The following is a 16,764-nucleotide window of genomic DNA, read 5'->3' on the forward strand; positions in this document are numbered from 1 at the left end:
CCTCCCAGATGAAAACTTATTGCGCCAGACCGGCCAGCTTGTTCAGCGTCGAGGTCCAGCCTTTCTCGTGGTTTGCGGCGATCTCGTCATCGCCCAGGTCGCGGTGATCGACCACCAGCCGAGCGCCGCCGCCTGCGGCTTCGATCCGCAGCGTTACATGGCTCTCGGCCCCACGCTGATCCTGATCGTCATGCCAGCCCCAGGTGAAGCCAACCGAATTGGGCGGATCGACATGGGTCACATGGCCCGAGACCTTGAACCGCTGGCCCTCGCCATTCTGCATGACCGAATACCACGGACCAACGCGCGAAAAATCGAGAGTATGTTCGGGCACATGCACCCCTTCGGGGCCCCACCATTGCAACAGCCGTTCTGCGACACTGATCCACGCAAACAGATCCTCTGGCGGTATCGGGAACGTGCGCTCCAGCTTTAGATCGGCCATGAGGTATCCCTTTCAATAGCATCGCCCAGACGATCCAGACTGCTTTCCCAGAATTGTCGTTTCGAAATGGTCCACTCCGCGATCGCGTACAGACCTTCGGGGCGGATCGAATACATCCGCTGGGTGCCCTGCACCCGTTGCCGAACCAGCCCGGCCTCACGCAAAACCTTCAGGTGGCGCGAGACCGCAGCACCCGACATGCCGCGCCCTTCGATCAGGTCGCCCGCGGGCTGCTCTCCGTCCTGCATCAACTGTTCAACGATGGAAAACCGCGTGGCGTCGGACAATGCGGAGAATGTGGTCAGAAGCGTATTCATGACCACTGTTTAACATTTTTGTTAAATAAAGGAAAGCCCCGGTTTTCAGGATTGGGCAAATTCCTGCCGCGCATAGCCCTGCAGATACAAAAGCGCGGTCAGATCGCCATGGTTGACGCGCACTTCGCATTGTTCCGCGACCGAAGGCTTTGCATGCAGCGCAACCCCGGTTCCGGCCCGGCCCAACATGCCCAGATCATTTGCCCCGTCACCCACAGCGATCACATCGTTTTCGGACAGGCCTAGACGCGCGGTGATCTGTTCCAGAGCATCAACTTTGGCCTGTCGTCCCAGAATCGGTCGCTGCACATCGCCGGTCAGCTTGCCGTTTTCGGCCAGCAGAGTGTTGGCACGGTTTTCGTCAAACCCCAATTCACTGCCCACCTTGGCAGTAAACGCCGTGAACCCGCCCGAGACCAGTGCCGCATAGCCGCCATTCGCGCGCATCGTCGCGACCAGCTCCTTCCCACCGGGCATCAAGGTGATGCGTTCGGCCAGAACCTTGCCGATCACAGCCTCATCCAACCCTTTCAGCAACCCGACCCGTTCGGTCAGCGCGCCTTCGAAATCCAATTCGCCATTCATTGCGCGGGCTGTGATGTCCTTGACGCGGTCGCCGACACCGGCCTCATCCGCCAGTTCGTCGATGCATTCCTGCTGGATCATGGTGCTGTCCATATCCGCCAAAAGCATCTTTTTGCGCCGCCCCTCGACAGGCTGCACGATCAGGTCAACGCCAAGCTTCTGCAAATCACCCCAGACATCCCACTGATTGCCCGGAAGTTCCTGGAGCGCGAACTCTGCCGCCTCATCCGGGCTGAGCCAGATGATCTCGGCCCCGCCCCAGGCATTCCGCAACGACTCGACCAGCGCCAAATCCAGCGTTCGCGTTTCGGGATTGGTCAACAGGGTGGCAACATACATAGTCTATCTCCGGCGAATTCACCTGCGATTAACGCAGATAGCCCCCGATCGCCAGAAGACAGTTTGTCCGCAGCAACCTCTGGCACATCATGCGGACAGAACGGCGACCGATTGCGCCATTCAGGGCTTTACCAGCACGCCATTCCAAGACAGATTCGCCAGGACTGGACAGAAAGGAACTCGGTAAATGGGCAACCTGCTTTACGATCGCTTGTTTGGCATTCACGCGGGCAAAGAGACGCCTTTCCTGCATCTGCCCAACGGTCAGGTGCTGACCCATTCTGATTTCCTGGACATGGCATCTCGGTTGGCCAATACCCTAATCGGCTTTGAGCTCGAACCCGGACAACGAGTTGCGGTTCAGGTGGAAAAGTCGCCCGAAGCGCTTGCGCTGTTTGCTGCTTGTGTGCAGACCGGTCTGGTTTTTCTGCCACTCAACACTGCCTATACGGTCAGCGAACTGAGCTATTTCATCGAAAACAGCGGCGCTGCGCTGGTGGTCTGCGATGATGTAAATAGGGCTGGTTTGGCACCCGCCGCCGCCGCCCAGAAGGCACGGCTTGAAACGCTAAACGCTGATGGATCCGGCAGCCTGATGCGGCGTGCGCTGGGTATGCTGCCTGCTTTCGAGCCGGTCAACCGCACCGAGGATGATCTGGCCGCCTTCCTGTACACGTCCGGCACGACCGGCCGATCCAAGGGCGCGATGTTGTCACAGGCCAATCTGCTGTCGAATGCCGAAACATTGGTACGGGAATGGCGGTTTACCGACGATGACGTGTTGCTGCATGCTCTGCCAATCTTTCACACTCATGGGCTGTTCGTGGCAACCAACGTGGTACTGGCTTCGGGCGGGTCGATGATCTTTCTGCCGAAATTCGATCTGGATGAGGTACTGCGGCATTTGCCTGATGCAACCGCGATGATGGGGGTTCCGACCTTCTACACCCGTCTGTTGGATGACGACCGGTTCACCGGCGATCTGGCATGTCATATGCGGCTGTTCATCTCGGGTTCGGCGCCAATGCTGGCCGAAACGCATCAGCAGTTTGAGGCCCGCACCGGGCACCGCATTCTTGAACGCTACGGTATGACCGAGACCAACATGAACACCTCGAACCCCTATGACGGTGAACGCCGCGCCGGATCCGTGGGGTTCCCCTTGCCGGGCGTTGAGCTCAAAGTGACCGACTCTGAGACGGGTGAAACCTTGCCACAGGGCGAAATCGGCATGATCGAGGTGCGTGGCCCCAACGTCTTTCAGGGCTATTGGGAAATGCCCGAGAAGACCGCAGCAGAGTTGCGCGAGGACGGGTTCTTTATCACCGGCGACCTTGGACGTGTGGACGCGGACGGCTATGTCCATATCGTCGGACGCGGCAAGGACCTGATCATCTCGGGCGGGTACAACATCTATCCCAAAGAGGTCGAACTGGTGCTGGACGACCAGCTCGGTGTTCTGGAAAGCGCAGTTATCGGCGTGCCCCATCCGGATTTCGGCGAAACCGTGTTGGGCCTGTTGGTAGCCGAACCAAACAAGTCGCCCGACCTCGAGGCCATCATGGCAAGCGCGCAGACCCAACTGGCGCGATTCAAACATCCCCGCAAGCTGATCGTGCTGAACGAATTGCCGCGCAATACGATGGGCAAAGTGCAAAAAAACGCGCTACGCGAAGCTTACAAAGACCTGTTTACCGAAGACTAGGTCTCAGCGGCGCGCGCCCCTGTGCGGTCAGCAACCAGCAATCACGGCCCTCGAACACGGCAGTGGCCAACGGATGACCATAGCCCGCGCCCGCATCCAAATTGATCCGATTGCCGCAATGTTCCGCCGTATCCACAGGGGTGTGACCATGCACGATCAGCCAGGGGTGCGGGCCAGATTCAACCAAAAATTCCTGCCGTATCCAAACCAGGTCATCTTCGGATTGCTGCGACAGTGGAAGACCGGGCCTGATGCCAGCGTGGACGAACAGCAGTTCATCCTCCTGATGGTAAACTGGCAAAGCGTTGATAAAATCCAGATGTGCTGGCGGTACGGCGGCACAGGCCCGTTCATGGACCTGATAGATGCGGTCATTGTCCGTGACTTCAACCCCATAGGAGGCCAGCGTATCCCGACCACCCAGCCGTGGGTTCAGCCAGTTCAGCGTGACGGGCAGTTGCTTATCTGCAATCTCGCGCTCTTGCACGAAGCGAGTCATCATGCGGTCGTGGTTACCCTTGACCATGACCCAGTTCCGCCCCGTCTGTTGGCTTTCGATCAGCAGGTTCAGAACACCACGACTGTCCGGGCCTCGATCGACATAGTCCCCCAGAAACACAATCTTTGCATCTGGCCCGCCATCGGCCTCGATCCGCGACAGCGCAACCTGCAGCATGCCGAGCTGGCCGTGGATGTCACCGATTGCATAAATTGGCGAGGACATGGAAAACCCTAAATCAACAGGAACACCCTGCTTGTGACGCGTCTTGGCGGCCGGGAAAAGAAAATACCCACGCCTTGGAAGACGCGGGTATGAAGTGTCTCAGATATTCAACACCGCCTCAGGCAACGTCGAACTCCAGCGGTTTGATTTGCGTGAACAGGCCGGTTTCGGCCAGCTTTGCCCGCGCTTCGGCTGGTACGGGTTCATCAACATAAAGCAAGGCAATCGCCTCCCCCCCTGCCTCGGTGCGTCCGAGGGTAAAGTTCGCGATATTGACGCTGTGCTCACCCATGGCCTGACCTAACGCACCGATGATACCCGGCACATCTTCGTTCGTGGTATAGAGCATGTGCGCGCCCACCTCGGCGTCGATATTGATGCCTTTGATCTGAATGAAGCGCGGCTTGCCATCGCTGAACACGGTTCCGCCGATCGAACGCTCGCGTTTCTCGGTCACGACGGTCACCTTGATATAGCCCTCGAAGGCGCCAGACTTGTCCTGATTGGTGGTCGAAATCTGAATACCACGTTCCTTGGCCACAACCGGGGCCGAAACCATGTTCACCTCGGGATTGAACTTCTTCATGATCCCGGCAACAGCCGAGCAGTTCAAAGCGGCAAGGTTCATTTCCGACGCAACACCATCATAGAGGATGTTGATCGCCTTGATCGGCTCATCCGTCATCTGACCGATGAAACCGCCCAGATGCCCGGCCAGTTTGATCCAGGGCCCCATGACCTTGGCCTCTTCCGCCGTCACGCTGGGCATGTTCAGCGCGTTTTCCACCGCGCCGGTCAGCAGATAGTTCGAGATCTGCTCGGCCACCTGCAGCGCCACGTTTTCCTGCGCCTCGGTCGTGGCGGCACCCAGATGCGGGGTGCAGACGACATTGGGCAGGTTGAACAGCGCGTTGTCCTTGGCCGGTTCTTCGCTGAACACGTCAAAGGCGGCACCGGCAACGTGACCGGATTGCAGAGCCTCGGCCAGCGCCTCTTCATCGACCAGACCGCCGCGGGCACAGTTGACGATGCGCACGCCAGGCTTGGTCTTGGCCAGATTTTCGCGGCTGAGGATGTTGCGAGTCTGATCGGTCAGCGGCACATGCAAGGTGATGAAATCGGCACGCGACAGCAGCTCATCCAGTTCAACCTTTTCAACACCCATCTTGGCGGCTTTCTCTTCGCCCAGATAGGGATCATAGGCGACAACCTTCATTTTCAGGCCCAGGGCGCGTTCGCAGACGATCCCGCCAATATTGCCCGCACCAATGACGCCCAAGGTTTTGTTGGTCAGCTCGATCCCCATGAACTTAGACTTTTCCCATTTGCCCGCATGGGTCGAAGTGCTGGCCTCGGGGATCTGCCGCGCCACGGCGAACATCATCGCAATCGCGTGCTCGGCTGTGGTGATCATGTTGCCAAAGGGCGTGTTCATCACGATGACGCCCTTCTTGCTGGCGGCATCCTTGTCGACATTGTCGGTGCCGATGCCGGCGCGACCTATGACTTTCAGCTTGTCCGCATGTTCCAGCAAGGTCGGCGTGACCTTGGTGGCCGAGCGGATGGCAAGGCCGTCATATTGGCCAATCACTTCGGCCAGTTTATCTTTGTCCTTGCCCAGATCGGGCATGAAATCCACGTCGATGCCGCGGTCGCGGAAAATCTGAACAGCGGTTTCACTGAGTTTGTCAGAAACGAGTACTTTGGGAGCCATGTCTGTGGTCCTTGAATGTAATGAGATGTCCGGGCCTGAGGCGGCCCGGTGAAGATTGGGAAAGATCAGGCGGCTTCAGTTTGTGCTGCGAGCTCAGCCTCGAAGGCCCAGGCTAGCCAGGGCAACATCGCTTCGATATCCGAAGTTTCGACCGTGCCGCCGCACCAGATACGCAGACCCGCAGGTGCGTCGCGATAAGCCCCGATATCCAACGCGATATTCTCGGCCTCCAACCGCTTTGCAACGGCCTTGGCAAAGGCTGCGCCGTCCCGGATGCGCGCATCGGTGAATTTCAGACAGACAGACGTATTCGACTGCGTCGCCGGGTCGTCAGCCAGGTTAGCGATCCAGCCATTCTGCTCGCAGAACGCATGCACCGCACCGGCATTCGCATCGGCCCGGCCAATCAATCCCTGCAGACCACCAACTGAGCGCGCCCAATCCAATGCGAACAGATAGTCCTCAACCGCCAGCATCGACGGGGTGTTGATCGTGGCGCCAGTAAAGATACCATCGATCAGCTTACCGCCCTTGGTCAGGCGGAAAATCTTGGGCAATGGCCATGCGGGGGTATAGCTTTCAAGCCGCTCCACAGCGCGCGGGGAAAGGATCAGCATCCCATGCGCCGCCTCTCCGCCCAGAACTTTCTGCCAGCTAAACGTGGTCACATCCAACTTGTCCCACGGCAGGTCCATCGCGAAGGCCGCTGAAGTCGCATCGCAGATCGTCAAACCCTGACGGTCATCCGCGATCCAGTCACCGTTTGGCACCCGCACGCCCGAAGTCGTGCCGTTCCATGTAAAGACCACGTCATGGAAGAAGTCGACCGAGGCCAGATCGATGATCTGCCCATAATCGGCTGTTTTCACTTCGGCGTCGATTTTTAGCTGCTTGACCACATCCGTGATCCATCCCGCGCCAAAACTTTCCCAGGCCAGCATCTCGACCTTGCGTTCACCCAACAGCGACCACAGCGCCATCTCAACCGCGCCGGTGTCAGACGCGGGAACGATGCCGATCTTGTAATCTGCTGGAATGCCCAGCACTTCACGCGTACCTTCGATGGCCGCTTTCAGCTTGTCCTTGCCAACAGCAGCGCGATGCGAACGGCCAAGCGCTGCGTCAGCCAGTTTGGTCAGGTCAAATGTGGGGGGTTTGGCGCAGGGGCCCGAGGAAAAGCGCGGATTTGCCGGCCGCATTTCAGGTTTGCGCACGGCGTCATGCGACGCCGGTTGTTCGATAGTCATGTGTATTACCCTTCCAGATACACGCCCCTCGTTGGGGAGGGGTGTCCCACGGACAGAGCTAGGGTGCAGACGCAGCATCAACAAGCGAAAAAGACCCATCAGAAATCAAAAACGACAGGTTTTTATGCGCAAGTTGGGGGAGCGCGTTTCCGATAGGCGCAATTTCGTCACCGGCACAGCGCATCGTCCTTGTTGCCTATCAGGTCAACCGAACGGCTTCACCCGTTGCCAGCGCCTGTTGTGCCGCCAACCCCATACGAACGGACCACAGCCCATCCTGCAGCGTCACATCCGGCGCAGCCCGCTCGCCTCGAACAAGCGCCAGGAACCCCTGATGCTGGTAATAGGTCGATCCATTGTGGTCCCCGGCGGCCAGCAGGCGCGGATCGACGGGGATGTCCTGTGACACCGGCCCCTTCGGATTACGCGGGCTGACAATCACCTGCGGCACCGGCGGCTCACCCAGATGATCGGGCCAAAAGCGCCCCGGCCCCGGCACCAGCGCCTCGATCTTGGCCAGTTGTCCTGTGGCCGAGATTTCCTCTTGGTACCGCGATCCTTCGGCGAACATGCACAGTTCCAGCATCGCCCGCGTGCCGTTGGCGAAATCAACCAGAACATAACCGTGATCCAGAATATCCGGCGTTTCCCCATCATAGCTTTCGTCCAGATGGTTTACCGCCTGCCCACCGCTGGCGGTGATCCGCACCGGATCGGACCCAAGGATCAGCCGCATCAGGTCGAAGAAATGGCAGCATTTCTCGACAAATGTGCCGCCGGTATTGCGGTTGAACCGGTTCCAGTTGCCGACCTTTTCCAGAAAGGGAAATCGATGTTCTCGGATCGTCAGCATCTGCACCCCGCCGGTGGATTGGAGCCCTTTGATCAAAGCGGCAATCGGAGGCATATAGCGATATTCCATCGCCACCCAGATTGGATGGGGATAGTCACGCTGCACCGTTTCCAGCCGCGCCGCATCCTGCGGATCGGTAAAAAGCGGCTTTTCCACCAACAGGGGCAGTGGGCGCATCGCCGCAATGTCGCAGATCTGATCCACATGCAGGTGGTTCGGGCTGGCGATGACCAGGCAATCCAGATCCTCGACCGCCAGAAGATCAGCCACCGACCCCACCATCACAGCCTCGGGCGCGATCTCTTGCGCGGCGCGGGCCATCTGCGGGTCGGGCTCATAGATTGCCGCCACGCGCGTGCCATCCAGCAGAGCGATATTATGCAGGTGCTCCTGCCCCATCATGCCGCATCCGATCAGCCCGTAATTGATGGTCCGGGTCATGCGCGTTTCCTTTTACTTCAAGCGTTGAACATAGGTGGCCCGATCCGGATCGAACCAAGTTTTAGAGAATTCGACGGGTTCGACCTGTTCTGACCAGCTGAACCGCTCGATATACCCGACCGTCTGCCCGAAGGGCTTGGTAAAGCCCGTCGGTGTCCAATCGGGCAGCGCGGCGATTGAAACCCTGTCTACGGCCCGCGTGATCCAGAACCCCAACTGCTGCTGATAATAGCGATACAGCGAGTCAGACAGCAGGTTGCCGTCGATCAAACCCACTGATTCGTCGAGCCATATCTCTTCGACCGCGATGATTGTGTCATTCAAATAGCGCATCCGGCGCACGCGCGACCCCGTGGCCGCGGCTCCGAAACCGGGCAGATTGGCAGGCTTTTCCAGATGATCGACCGACAGGATATCCGCGCTTGGCAAACCGCCCCCTTCGGGCAGCTCAAGCCGGAACATCGCATAGACGCTGTTCTGCGTTCCGGTCTCACGGATGTAATTGCCCGAGCCCTGAATGCGTTCCAACATCCCTTTTTTCTCAAGCTCAGACAGCGATTTTCGCAGGGTCCCGACCGAGACATTCAGGTCCGCCGCCATGTCCCGTTCCGGCGGCAGGCGCTCACCGTCAATCAGACGGCCGGCCGCAATATCGCGGATCAGCAGTTCTGCAATCTGAACATATATCGGAAGGGCATTGGGGTTTCGGCTTGTGGGGGGCACGTCGGGGCGCTTCGATTGGTCACAGGAAAAATTGATACACTATTGATCTACATCAATGTGATTGCTACGCAAGAGAAAAAGCAAATCCATTGCGGAGACCGACTCAGATGACGATCGTCCCAATCACCTCCCCCGATCTGAATGCGGCCGAGGTCTCGTGGTTTTCGGCTCTGTGTTCGGATGACTATCAGTTTCTGGGGATGCCCGATGGCGATCTGCGGTCCAGCTGGGACCATTGTTCCGCCATCGTGAAAGAGGCCGAGGCACAGGGGTTTCGCAACATCCTGTGCCCGTCATCCTATCAGGTCGGTCAGGACACGCTCAGCTTTGTTGCTGGATGCGCACCGATCACCGACAAGATCAACCTGCTGGCCGCGGTGCGTTGCGGTGAAATGCAGCCCATCATGCTGGCCCGCACCATCGCGACGCTGGATCACATGTTGCAGGGGCGCTTGACGGTCAACATCATCTCGTCCGATTTTCCTGGTGAAAAGGCAGACAGCGCGTTCCGTTATCAACGCTCGCGCGAAGTCGTCGAAATCCTGAAACAGGCTTGGACGCGGGATGAGATCAACCATGCGGGCGAGGTCTATAATTTCTCGGGCCTGACCACCGATCCAGCCAAACCCTATCAGACCGGCGGACCACTGTTGTATTTCGGCGGCTATTCCCCATCTGCGCTCGAACTGTGCGGAGAGCATTGCGATGTCTACCTGATGTGGCCAGAAACCGAGGATCAACTGGCCGGGCGGATGCAGGCGGTTCATGCGGTAGCCGAGAATTACAACCGGACACTGGATTACGGCTTGCGCGTTCACATGATCGTTCGCGATACCGAGGCCGAAGCGCAAGAATACGCGGATTACATCGTATCCAAGCTGGACGACGAATACGGTCGCGCCATCCGCGAACGGGCGCTGGATTCCACTTCGCTGGGTGTGGCGCATCAGGCCAAAAACCGCGATCTGGCGGATGAATATGGCTATGTCGAGCCAGGTCTTTGGACCGGCGTGGGCCGGGCGCGGTCTGGCTGCGGCGCAGCGCTTGTGGGCTCCACCGATCAGGTCATGACCAAGATTGAAGACTATCAAAAGATGGGCATCCGCGCCTTCATCTTCTCGGGCTATCCACATCTGGACGAGGCCCGCCATTTCGGTGCCCGCGTGATGCCCAACCTGAAAACCTGCTCGCTTCCCGAGGAATACGGACGCGTGCCCAAAACCATCCCAGCCACCCCGCTGGGCAACGGAGTTCGCCGCTAATGCAACGTGTAAAGCTTTCAGACACGCTGGAAATGAGCCGCCTGGTATACGGCATGTGGCGCTTGGGTGATGACAGTGACACCTCGGCGGATCATGTCGAAGCCAAGATACAAGCCTGCCTGGATCAGGGCATCACCACATTCGATCAGGCCGACATCTATGGCGGTTACGCAGCCGAGGCGGTTTTGGGCAACGCCCTGCGCGCCAACCCGGCGCTGCGCGCGCGGATGGAGATCGTCACCAAATGCGACATCGTTGCGCCGATGGGCCGATACGCGGATGCGAAGGTAAAATATTATGACACGTCGCGTGCGCATATCCTGAAATCCGTCGACACCTCGCTGTCCGAAATGGCAATCGACCATTTCGACCTGCTCCTGATCCACCGCCCTGATCCCTTCATGGACCACCATGAGACCGGCGCAGCGCTGGACGAGGTCGTGGCCAGCGGCAAAGTGGGCGCGGTTGGCGTATCGAATTTCCGCCCGTGGGACTGGACGCTTCTGCAATCAGCGATGAAGACCCAACTGGTCACCAACCAGGTCGAGATCTCGCTGGGCGAAATCCGCCCCTTCACCAATGGCGACCTAGCGTTTCATCAACAGCATGGGCAGCCGGTGATGGCGTGGTCGCCGCTGGGCGGCGGACTGCTGATGGCCGGGAACCCTCCGGTCGGCGTGGTCGCGGATGAGATCGCCGCCGAATTCGGAGTGGACCGGGCCGCAGTGGCCGTGGCCTTCCTTCTGGCACATCCTGCAGGCATCCTGCCGGTGCTAGGCACCAACAATCTGGGCCGGATCAAACAGATTTCGGACGCCTTGAAAGTCAATCTGGATCGCGAGAGTTGGTACCGCCTTTATGAGGCGGCACTGGGCCATGAGGTACCATGATGAATGCAATGTCACAGGACATGAACCATACTTTCATCCCACACAAGGATGACACCCGAACCCTGCGCGATGCGTTTGGCCGCTTTGCCACCGGAGTTACCATCGTCACCTGCAACAGCACGGACGGCCCGGTCTGCATCACCGCCAACAGTTTTTCGTCCCTATCGCTGGACCCGCCCCTGATCATGTGGGCCGGCGACCGCAACTCGCGCCGCTTCCCCTATTTCCACAAGGCGCGCCATTTCAGCGTTCATGTATTGTCCTCTGAACAGGCCGAGCTGTGTTTCGGCTGCTCGAAAAACGCCTTTGCGCTGCGAGACATCGCCCATGGGCATTGCTCGAATGGTACCCCTCTGCTGCCGGATTGTCTGGCACGGTTTGAATGTGAACAACACGCTTATCACGACGCAGGCGATCATGTGATCGTCGTGGGCAAAGTCCTGAAGGCCAGCATTAGCGATGGAGACGCGCTGACCTTTTATGCCGGAAAACTCGGCCAATTCGCGCAGTCCTAAGCGCGCTCTGACGACTGCGGGACCAACCCGCGGCTGACATAGGGAGGAAACGCATGGGCGGACTGGCAACGATGCTGGCGCCGATTGCATTCGTGAACGAAACCGTGCTGCGATTGGGCCGCGCGGTTGGCGTCGTTGCGATTGCATTCATGGTGACCGCAATCCTGATTCAGGTATTCTTCCGATATGTGCTGGGCAACGCACTGCCCTGGCCGGATGAGGCCGCCCGGTTCTGCATGCTCTGGATGACGGGTCTGATGGCCCCGACCGCATTTCGCCGCGGCGGGTTCGTGGCCATCGACATGGTGCCCCTGATGCTTCCGCGCGTATTGGGACAGGTACTGATGCTCGCGCTGCTGTTCGTGTCACTGGCGGTGCTGCTGGTGGCGGTAAAGATCGGCTGGTCCGAAGTGACCGGGTTCGGGGGCAAATTCGCAACCGCCGCTTTGTATATTCCCACCTCATTTGGCTTTGACGAATGGTACCGCGTCCCGCGCAGCTGGATGATGGCCTCGCTGCTGGTAGGGGTGGCCCTTCTGATCGTAGTAAATGTCGAGCTGATCCTGCGCGCGATTGTCTCGCTATTGGGGGGCGCAGACCTGCTGCCTGAAATTGCCGACGCACCGGTGGGGGCTGAATAGATGTTGATTTGGTTCCTGCCCACTTTCCTTGTCTTTCTGATGATCGGCCTGCCGGTCTTTTTCGCCCTTTTGGCCGCCCCGGGTATCCTGCTGTGGCTGAATGGCCAATCCAATGACATCACCCTGCTGTACCGCAATGTCTATAACGGCATGGACAGCTTTCCCCTGATGGCAATCCCTTTCTTCATGCTGGCCGGAGAGCTAATGAACCGCGGCGGGATAACCATCCGTCTGGTGGAATTCAGCCAAGCCTTGATGGGCCATTTTCGCGGCGGGTTGGCGCATGTGAACGTGCTCAGCTCGATCCTGTTTGCGGGACTTTCAGGCTCTGCCGTGGCGGATACATCAGCGCTGGGTTCAATGCTGATCCCGGCGATGGAGAAGCAGGGCTATACCCGCAAATTCGCTGCGGCGATCACTGCGGCCAGTTCCGTCATAGGCCCGATCATCCCGCCTTCTGGCATCATGATCATCTATGCCTATGTCATGGGCGAAAGCGTTGCGGCGCTGTTTCTGGCCGGGATCGTGCCGGGCGTAATGGTTGGCGTTGGCCTGATGCTGATGATCAAATTCATGGCCGACAAGTATGATTTTCCCGTTGCCAGCCGCAAATACACATGGGGTGAACGGGGTCAGGCCAGCCTCAAGGCGTTCTTTCCGCTGCTGACTCCGGTGATCATTCTGGGTGGTATTCTGGGCGGTATCTTTACACCTACCGAAGCCGCAGCGGTGGCCGTCGGCTATGCCTTTCTGATCGGCTTTTTCATCCTGCGCACCCTGACGCTCAAAGAAGTGCCTGAGATCCTCAGCAATGCCGGCCTGACCTCCGCCGTCGTTCTGCTGCTGGTGGGGGCGGCGATGGCGTTCAAAACTGTGGTCAGCCTCAGCCATGCGCCAGAACAGCTGGCCTCGCTGATCCTCAGCCTGTCGGAAAACCCGCTGATCCTGCTGTTTCTGATCAACCTGCTCTTGTTCGTTGTCGGCATGTTTCTGGATGCCGGGCCTGCGATCATCATTCTTGGGCCGATCCTGGGACCGATCTTTACCAGCCTCGGCGTCGACCCGATCCACTTTGCCATCATCATGAGCGTCAATTTGACCGTTGGTCTGGCCACACCGCCCATGGGGCTGGTGCTGTTCGTGGCCGCCGCCGTGTCGCGCGAAAAGGTTGAAACCATTGCCAAAGCGATCCTGCCGTTTCTGGCCGTTGAAATCATCGTGATCTTTCTGATCACTTACATCCCCGCATTATCCATGACGATCCCGAGGATAACGGGATTTGCCAACTAACTGAGTTCCACAGGGAGGAAACGCATGCTCAGAACCTTTATCAAAACCGCAGCGGTGGCCACGTCGCTGGTCGCCGCATCAGCCATCGCGGCCACGGCAGCGGATTATACGCTGCGCGCCACGGCCAACTCGAACGAAAATGACGAGGATTATGACGGTCTAATCGTTTTCAAGAACTATGTCGAAGCCGCTTCGAACGGCGCGATCGAGGTCGAGCTGTTCATCGGTACGCAGCTGTGTTCGAACGGCGCGGAATGCCTGCAGGGTGTGGCCGATGGAACCATCGACATCTATATCTCGACCTCGGGCGGGGCGTCAGGCATCTTTCCCTATGTCCAGGTCCTCGACCTACCCTACCTTATGGCGGATGACCGGATTGCCGAGCATGTTCTATCCGGCGATTTCACCCGCACCATGCGCGACATGGCGCTTGAGGATTCCGGCGGCGCGATCCGTCTGATGACCATCGGCAACACTGGTGGCTGGCGCAACTTTGCCAACACCCAGCGTCGCGTGGCTGAACCAGCTGATATGGAAGGGTTGAAAATCCGCACCGTGGTCGCTGACCTGCCACAAGAGCTGGTTAAAGCCTTGGGTGCATCGCCGACCCCGATCCCGTGGCCGGAACTGTTCACCAGCTTTCAAACCGGTGTGGTTGAAGGGTCCAAGAACGGCATCACCGACATCATGGGCATGAAATTCCCCGATGCAGGCCTGCAATATGTCACCCTGGACGGCCATGCCTATATGGGCGCTCTGTGGTGGATGAATAACGCCAAGTTCCAGGAGATGCCCGAAGACATGCGCCGTGTCGTGGTCGATGGGTTCTATGCGCTGCAGCAGGCCACCTTTGCCTCACCCAAGCGCAAGTCGATCCAGGCCTATGAGGATTTCGTCGCCGGTGGCGGTGATCTGTACGTGCCGACCCCCGAGCAGAAAGCCGCGTTCAAAGAGGCGGCAACCCCGGTCTACGAGTGGTTCCAAACCAACGTCGGTCGTGGTGATGAGGTCTTCACCGCGCTCACCGAAGCCGTTGCAGCGGCCGAGGCAGACGTCAACGCATCGCGTGACGCGGACCTGAACTAAGCCATTTAGGGTCGGGCGTTTGGCCCGACCCTCACCGAAACGGGTACATCCACCCTTTATAGTCGTTGACCAGAACATGGGCTCTTTCAATCTGCTCCTGCGACATTTTCTTGACCACTTCCTCAAGGCTGATTGCCGCGTCGGGATCGCCGCCAATGGCGCTGAGCGTGTACCACATGTAAGCCCGCACAAGATCGGGCGCAGGCATGCCCAGACCCAGTTCGTAATACCAGCCGATCCCCGATTGTGCGCCCGGATGCCCCTTCATCGATGCGCGCAGATACCATTCAAAGGCCCGTTCATAATCCTGCTCGACTCCAAGACCCAACCCGTACATCACGCCGATCAATTCCTCGGCCTCGGCATTGCCGGATCGGGCGGCGGGCAGCAGTTCCTCGCGCGCGGCCTCGAACGCGCCGGCCTCCATCATGTCACGCGCCTGTTCCAGCTCGGCCAGCGCAGGGGTCGCAAGCATACACAGGGCAAATATAATCTGGCGCATTGGATTGCTTTCCTTTTCGCCGGCGCAGCCGCAGCGCAAGAGCTGCCACGCACGCTGACCGATGATGATTTCCTGTCCTTTGATATGGAACAGGCAGCCATCGGTCATCAACTGTTTTACGATCCAATCCTGTCGGGCAATCAAAACATCGCCTGCGCCCATTGCCACCATCCCGATTTCGGAACATCCGACGGCCTGTCGCTGGGTATTGGCGAAGGCGGTCAGGGGTTAGGCCCCGATCGCACGCCGGGCACTGGGTCCGACAAAATCCGCAAGCGTATTCCCCGAAATTCGCCCGGCCTTTGGAACCTCGGGGCAAAGGACATCCATACTGTTTTCCATGACGGACGACTGAGTATCTCGGATGTCTATGGCAACGGCTTCAACTCTCCGGCGCAGGAATGGTTGCCCGCGGGATTGAATTCTCTGCTGGCCGCGCAGGCGCTGTTCCCGCTGACCTCGCAGTTTGAGATGGCAGGAAATGTGGCTGAAAACGAGGTGACCGGCGCGGTACATGACCGGATAGACAAGGGCTGGCCGATCCTTGCCAAGCGTGTGCGCACCGACCCCGCCTACGGTCCGGCCATGATCGCAGCCTTCCCTGAAGTCGAGACATCCGAAGACATAACCATCACCCAGATCGCCAATGCTCTGGCCGCCTTCATGGCTATTGAATGGCGCAGTATCGACAGCCCTTTTGATCATTATCTGGCAGGGAACACCGATGCGCTGTCACCGGTTCAGAAGGCTGGGATGACCCTTTTCTATGGCAAGGCGCAATGCTCCACCTGCCACGCCGGGCCCCTAATGTCGGATCAGAAGTTCCACGCGCTGGCCTTGCCGCCCTTTGGCCCGGGCCGCACCCGGCAATGGGATCCCAATGTCCGCGATGTTGGCCGCATGGGCGAAAGTGATCGGCTTGAGGATGCCTACCGCTTTCGAACGCCGATGCTGCGCAATGTCGCTCTAACCGCACCATACGGCCATAACGGGGCCTTTCCCGATCTCGACAGCGTGATCCGCCATCACCTCAACCCTGAACGCAGCCTGTCGCGTTGGACCCGTGACATGGCCGCCCTGCCCGAAATTCCGTGGCTGGAACAGATTGATTTCGCGGTATGGGGCGATCAGTTCGAAATGGCGCGCCTACGTAGCCGGATCGACATCCCAGAGATTGACCTGACAGATGCAGAAATCACCAGTCTTGTGGAATTCCTGCATGGTCTGACCGGGACCAGCATCAAGACGCCGCCATTTGGGATTCCTGGCAATTTCATCCCATAAGATCAGCCCCTGGCCAGTGCGGGGGCTGATCTGGTTGTCGTCTGTTTACTCTGCGGCTTCTTCGTAAGTGTCCATTGGTGGGCATGTGCAGATGAGGTTTCGGTCACCGTATGCGTTGTCGACGCGGTTTACGGGGGACCAGTATTTGTCGACGCCCATGGAGCCCGGGGGGAAGCAGGCCTGTTCGCGGGTGTAGGGGCG

At 58.8% G+C, this 16,764-nt stretch carries 17 protein-coding genes; 8 read left to right on the top strand and 9 right to left on the bottom strand.

Going from position 1 to position 16,764, the window contains the following annotated elements:
- Nucleotides 1–16 precede the first annotated feature (16 nt).
- Genes FN806_RS11565 through serB form a run of 3 tightly spaced genes read right to left on the bottom strand, consistent with a single transcriptional unit; the run spans nt 17 to nt 1,686 of the window.
- The gene (locus FN806_RS11565; RefSeq protein WP_142637221.1) at nt 17–445 is read right to left on the bottom strand and encodes an SRPBCC family protein; all 429 of its coding nucleotides are present in this window, start codon (nt 443–445) and stop codon (nt 17–19) included.
- Nucleotides 433–762: an ArsR/SmtB family transcription factor gene (locus tag FN806_RS11570; RefSeq protein WP_142637223.1), complete on the bottom strand. Its 330-nt coding sequence runs from the start codon at nt 760–762 to the stop codon at nt 433–435. Before FN806_RS11570 ends, FN806_RS11565 begins: the two co-directional genes overlap by 13 nt.
- A gap of 45 nt (nt 763–807) precedes the next feature.
- The gene (gene serB / locus FN806_RS11575; RefSeq protein WP_142637225.1) at nt 808–1,686 is read right to left on the bottom strand and encodes a phosphoserine phosphatase SerB; all 879 of its coding nucleotides are present in this window, start codon (nt 1,684–1,686) and stop codon (nt 808–810) included.
- A gap of 187 nt (nt 1,687–1,873) precedes the next feature.
- Between serB and FN806_RS11580 the strand changes: the two genes are divergently transcribed.
- On the top strand, nt 1,874–3,391 hold the full coding sequence (locus FN806_RS11580) for a malonate--CoA ligase (protein WP_142637227.1): 1,518 nt from the start codon (nt 1,874–1,876) through the stop codon (nt 3,389–3,391).
- On the opposite strand, the gene FN806_RS11585 is transcribed toward FN806_RS11580, so the two are convergent.
- The 5 genes from FN806_RS11585 to FN806_RS11605 all read right to left on the bottom strand — a co-directional run bounded on the left by FN806_RS11585 (nt 3,378) and on the right by FN806_RS11605 (nt 9,093).
- On the bottom strand, nt 3,378–4,115 hold the full coding sequence (locus tag FN806_RS11585; protein ID WP_142637230.1) for a metallophosphoesterase family protein: 738 nt from the start codon (nt 4,113–4,115) through the stop codon (nt 3,378–3,380). The two genes, FN806_RS11580 and FN806_RS11585, sit on opposite strands and share 14 nt — an antisense overlap.
- Nucleotides 4,116–4,233: 118 nt before the next feature.
- Entirely contained in the window at nt 4,234–5,829 is a 1,596-nt protein-coding gene (gene serA / locus FN806_RS11590) for a phosphoglycerate dehydrogenase (protein ID WP_142637232.1), read from the bottom strand.
- Between the two features lie 65 nt (nt 5,830–5,894).
- Nucleotides 5,895–7,076 (bottom strand): phosphoserine transaminase, encoded by a 1,182-nt coding sequence (locus tag FN806_RS11595; RefSeq protein ID WP_142637234.1) that lies wholly within the window; start codon nt 7,074–7,076, stop codon nt 5,895–5,897.
- Nucleotides 7,077–7,275: 199 nt separating this feature from the next.
- On the bottom strand, nt 7,276–8,370 hold the full coding sequence (locus FN806_RS11600; RefSeq protein ID WP_142637236.1) for a Gfo/Idh/MocA family protein: 1,095 nt from the start codon (nt 8,368–8,370) through the stop codon (nt 7,276–7,278).
- A gap of 12 nt (nt 8,371–8,382) precedes the next feature.
- Entirely contained in the window at nt 8,383–9,093 is a 711-nt protein-coding gene (locus tag FN806_RS11605) for a GntR family transcriptional regulator (RefSeq protein ID WP_142637238.1), read from the bottom strand.
- 107 nt (nt 9,094–9,200) lie between these two features.
- Here FN806_RS11605 and FN806_RS11610 point away from each other — a divergent pair, with 107 nt between their 5' ends.
- The 6 genes from FN806_RS11610 to FN806_RS11635 are packed head-to-tail and all read left to right on the top strand — an operon-like array spanning nt 9,201 to nt 14,777.
- On the top strand, nt 9,201–10,355 hold the full coding sequence (locus FN806_RS11610; RefSeq protein WP_142637240.1) for an LLM class flavin-dependent oxidoreductase: 1,155 nt from the start codon (nt 9,201–9,203) through the stop codon (nt 10,353–10,355).
- The gene (locus tag FN806_RS11615; protein WP_142637242.1) at nt 10,355–11,245 is read left to right on the top strand and encodes an aldo/keto reductase; all 891 of its coding nucleotides are present in this window, start codon (nt 10,355–10,357) and stop codon (nt 11,243–11,245) included. The genes FN806_RS11610 and FN806_RS11615 overlap by 1 nt, the downstream gene beginning before the upstream one ends.
- Complete coding sequence (locus FN806_RS11620) at nt 11,245–11,760, top strand: flavin reductase family protein (RefSeq protein ID WP_185956692.1); 516 nt, start codon at nt 11,245–11,247, stop codon at nt 11,758–11,760. The genes FN806_RS11615 and FN806_RS11620 overlap by 1 nt, the downstream gene beginning before the upstream one ends.
- 53 nt (nt 11,761–11,813) lie before the next feature.
- The gene (locus FN806_RS11625; RefSeq protein WP_142637246.1) at nt 11,814–12,401 is read left to right on the top strand and encodes a TRAP transporter small permease; all 588 of its coding nucleotides are present in this window, start codon (nt 11,814–11,816) and stop codon (nt 12,399–12,401) included.
- Nucleotides 12,402–13,691: a TRAP transporter large permease gene (locus tag FN806_RS11630; protein ID WP_142637247.1), complete on the top strand. Its 1,290-nt coding sequence runs from the start codon at nt 12,402–12,404 to the stop codon at nt 13,689–13,691.
- Between the two features lie 24 nt (nt 13,692–13,715).
- On the top strand, nt 13,716–14,777 hold the full coding sequence (locus FN806_RS11635; RefSeq protein ID WP_142637250.1) for a TRAP transporter substrate-binding protein: 1,062 nt from the start codon (nt 13,716–13,718) through the stop codon (nt 14,775–14,777).
- A gap of 31 nt (nt 14,778–14,808) precedes the next feature.
- Here FN806_RS11635 and FN806_RS11640 read toward each other — a convergent pair whose 3' ends face one another.
- Nucleotides 14,809–15,279, bottom strand: a complete 471-nt coding sequence (locus tag FN806_RS11640; protein WP_142637252.1) for a tetratricopeptide repeat protein — start codon at nt 15,277–15,279, stop codon at nt 14,809–14,811.
- Nucleotides 15,280–15,363: 84 nt separating this feature from the next.
- Here FN806_RS11640 and FN806_RS11645 point away from each other — a divergent pair, with 84 nt between their 5' ends.
- Nucleotides 15,364–16,563, top strand: coding sequence for a cytochrome-c peroxidase (locus FN806_RS11645; protein ID WP_281995461.1), 1,200 nt, complete (start codon nt 15,364–15,366; stop codon nt 16,561–16,563).
- Nucleotides 16,564–16,764 lie beyond the last annotated feature (201 nt).

It is taken from the genome of Ruegeria faecimaris, assembly GCF_900182615.1.
GTDB classification, from domain to species: domain Bacteria; phylum Pseudomonadota; class Alphaproteobacteria; order Rhodobacterales; family Rhodobacteraceae; genus Ruegeria; species Ruegeria faecimaris.

Excerpts from the sequence above, each read along its gene's own strand:
- FN806_RS11565 (WP_142637221.1), bottom strand. The coding sequence starts at position 445 with ATGGCCGATCTAAAGCTGGAGCGCACGTTCCCGATACCGCCAGAGGAT.
- FN806_RS11570 (WP_142637223.1), bottom strand. The coding sequence starts at position 762 with ATGAATACGCTTCTGACCACATTCTCCGCATTGTCCGACGCCACGCGG.
- serB (WP_142637225.1), bottom strand. The coding sequence starts at position 1,686 with ATGTATGTTGCCACCCTGTTGACCAATCCCGAAACGCGAACGCTGGAT.
- FN806_RS11580 (WP_142637227.1), top strand. The coding sequence starts at position 1,874 with ATGGGCAACCTGCTTTACGATCGCTTGTTTGGCATTCACGCGGGCAAA.
- FN806_RS11585 (WP_142637230.1), bottom strand. The coding sequence starts at position 4,115 with ATGTCCTCGCCAATTTATGCAATCGGTGACATCCACGGCCAGCTCGGC.
- serA (WP_142637232.1), bottom strand. The coding sequence starts at position 5,829 with ATGGCTCCCAAAGTACTCGTTTCTGACAAACTCAGTGAAACCGCTGTT.
- FN806_RS11595 (WP_142637234.1), bottom strand. The coding sequence starts at position 7,076 with ATGACTATCGAACAACCGGCGTCGCATGACGCCGTGCGCAAACCTGAA.
- FN806_RS11600 (WP_142637236.1), bottom strand. The coding sequence starts at position 8,370 with ATGACCCGGACCATCAATTACGGGCTGATCGGATGCGGCATGATGGGG.
- FN806_RS11610 (WP_142637240.1), top strand. The coding sequence starts at position 9,201 with ATGACGATCGTCCCAATCACCTCCCCCGATCTGAATGCGGCCGAGGTC.
- FN806_RS11615 (WP_142637242.1), top strand. The coding sequence starts at position 10,355 with ATGCAACGTGTAAAGCTTTCAGACACGCTGGAAATGAGCCGCCTGGTA.
- FN806_RS11620 (WP_185956692.1), top strand. The coding sequence starts at position 11,245 with ATGAATGCAATGTCACAGGACATGAACCATACTTTCATCCCACACAAG.
- FN806_RS11625 (WP_142637246.1), top strand. The coding sequence starts at position 11,814 with ATGGGCGGACTGGCAACGATGCTGGCGCCGATTGCATTCGTGAACGAA.
- FN806_RS11630 (WP_142637247.1), top strand. The coding sequence starts at position 12,402 with ATGTTGATTTGGTTCCTGCCCACTTTCCTTGTCTTTCTGATGATCGGC.
- FN806_RS11635 (WP_142637250.1), top strand. The coding sequence starts at position 13,716 with ATGCTCAGAACCTTTATCAAAACCGCAGCGGTGGCCACGTCGCTGGTC.
- FN806_RS11640 (WP_142637252.1), bottom strand. The coding sequence starts at position 15,279 with ATGCGCCAGATTATATTTGCCCTGTGTATGCTTGCGACCCCTGCGCTG.
- FN806_RS11645 (WP_281995461.1), top strand. The coding sequence starts at position 15,364 with ATGGAACAGGCAGCCATCGGTCATCAACTGTTTTACGATCCAATCCTG.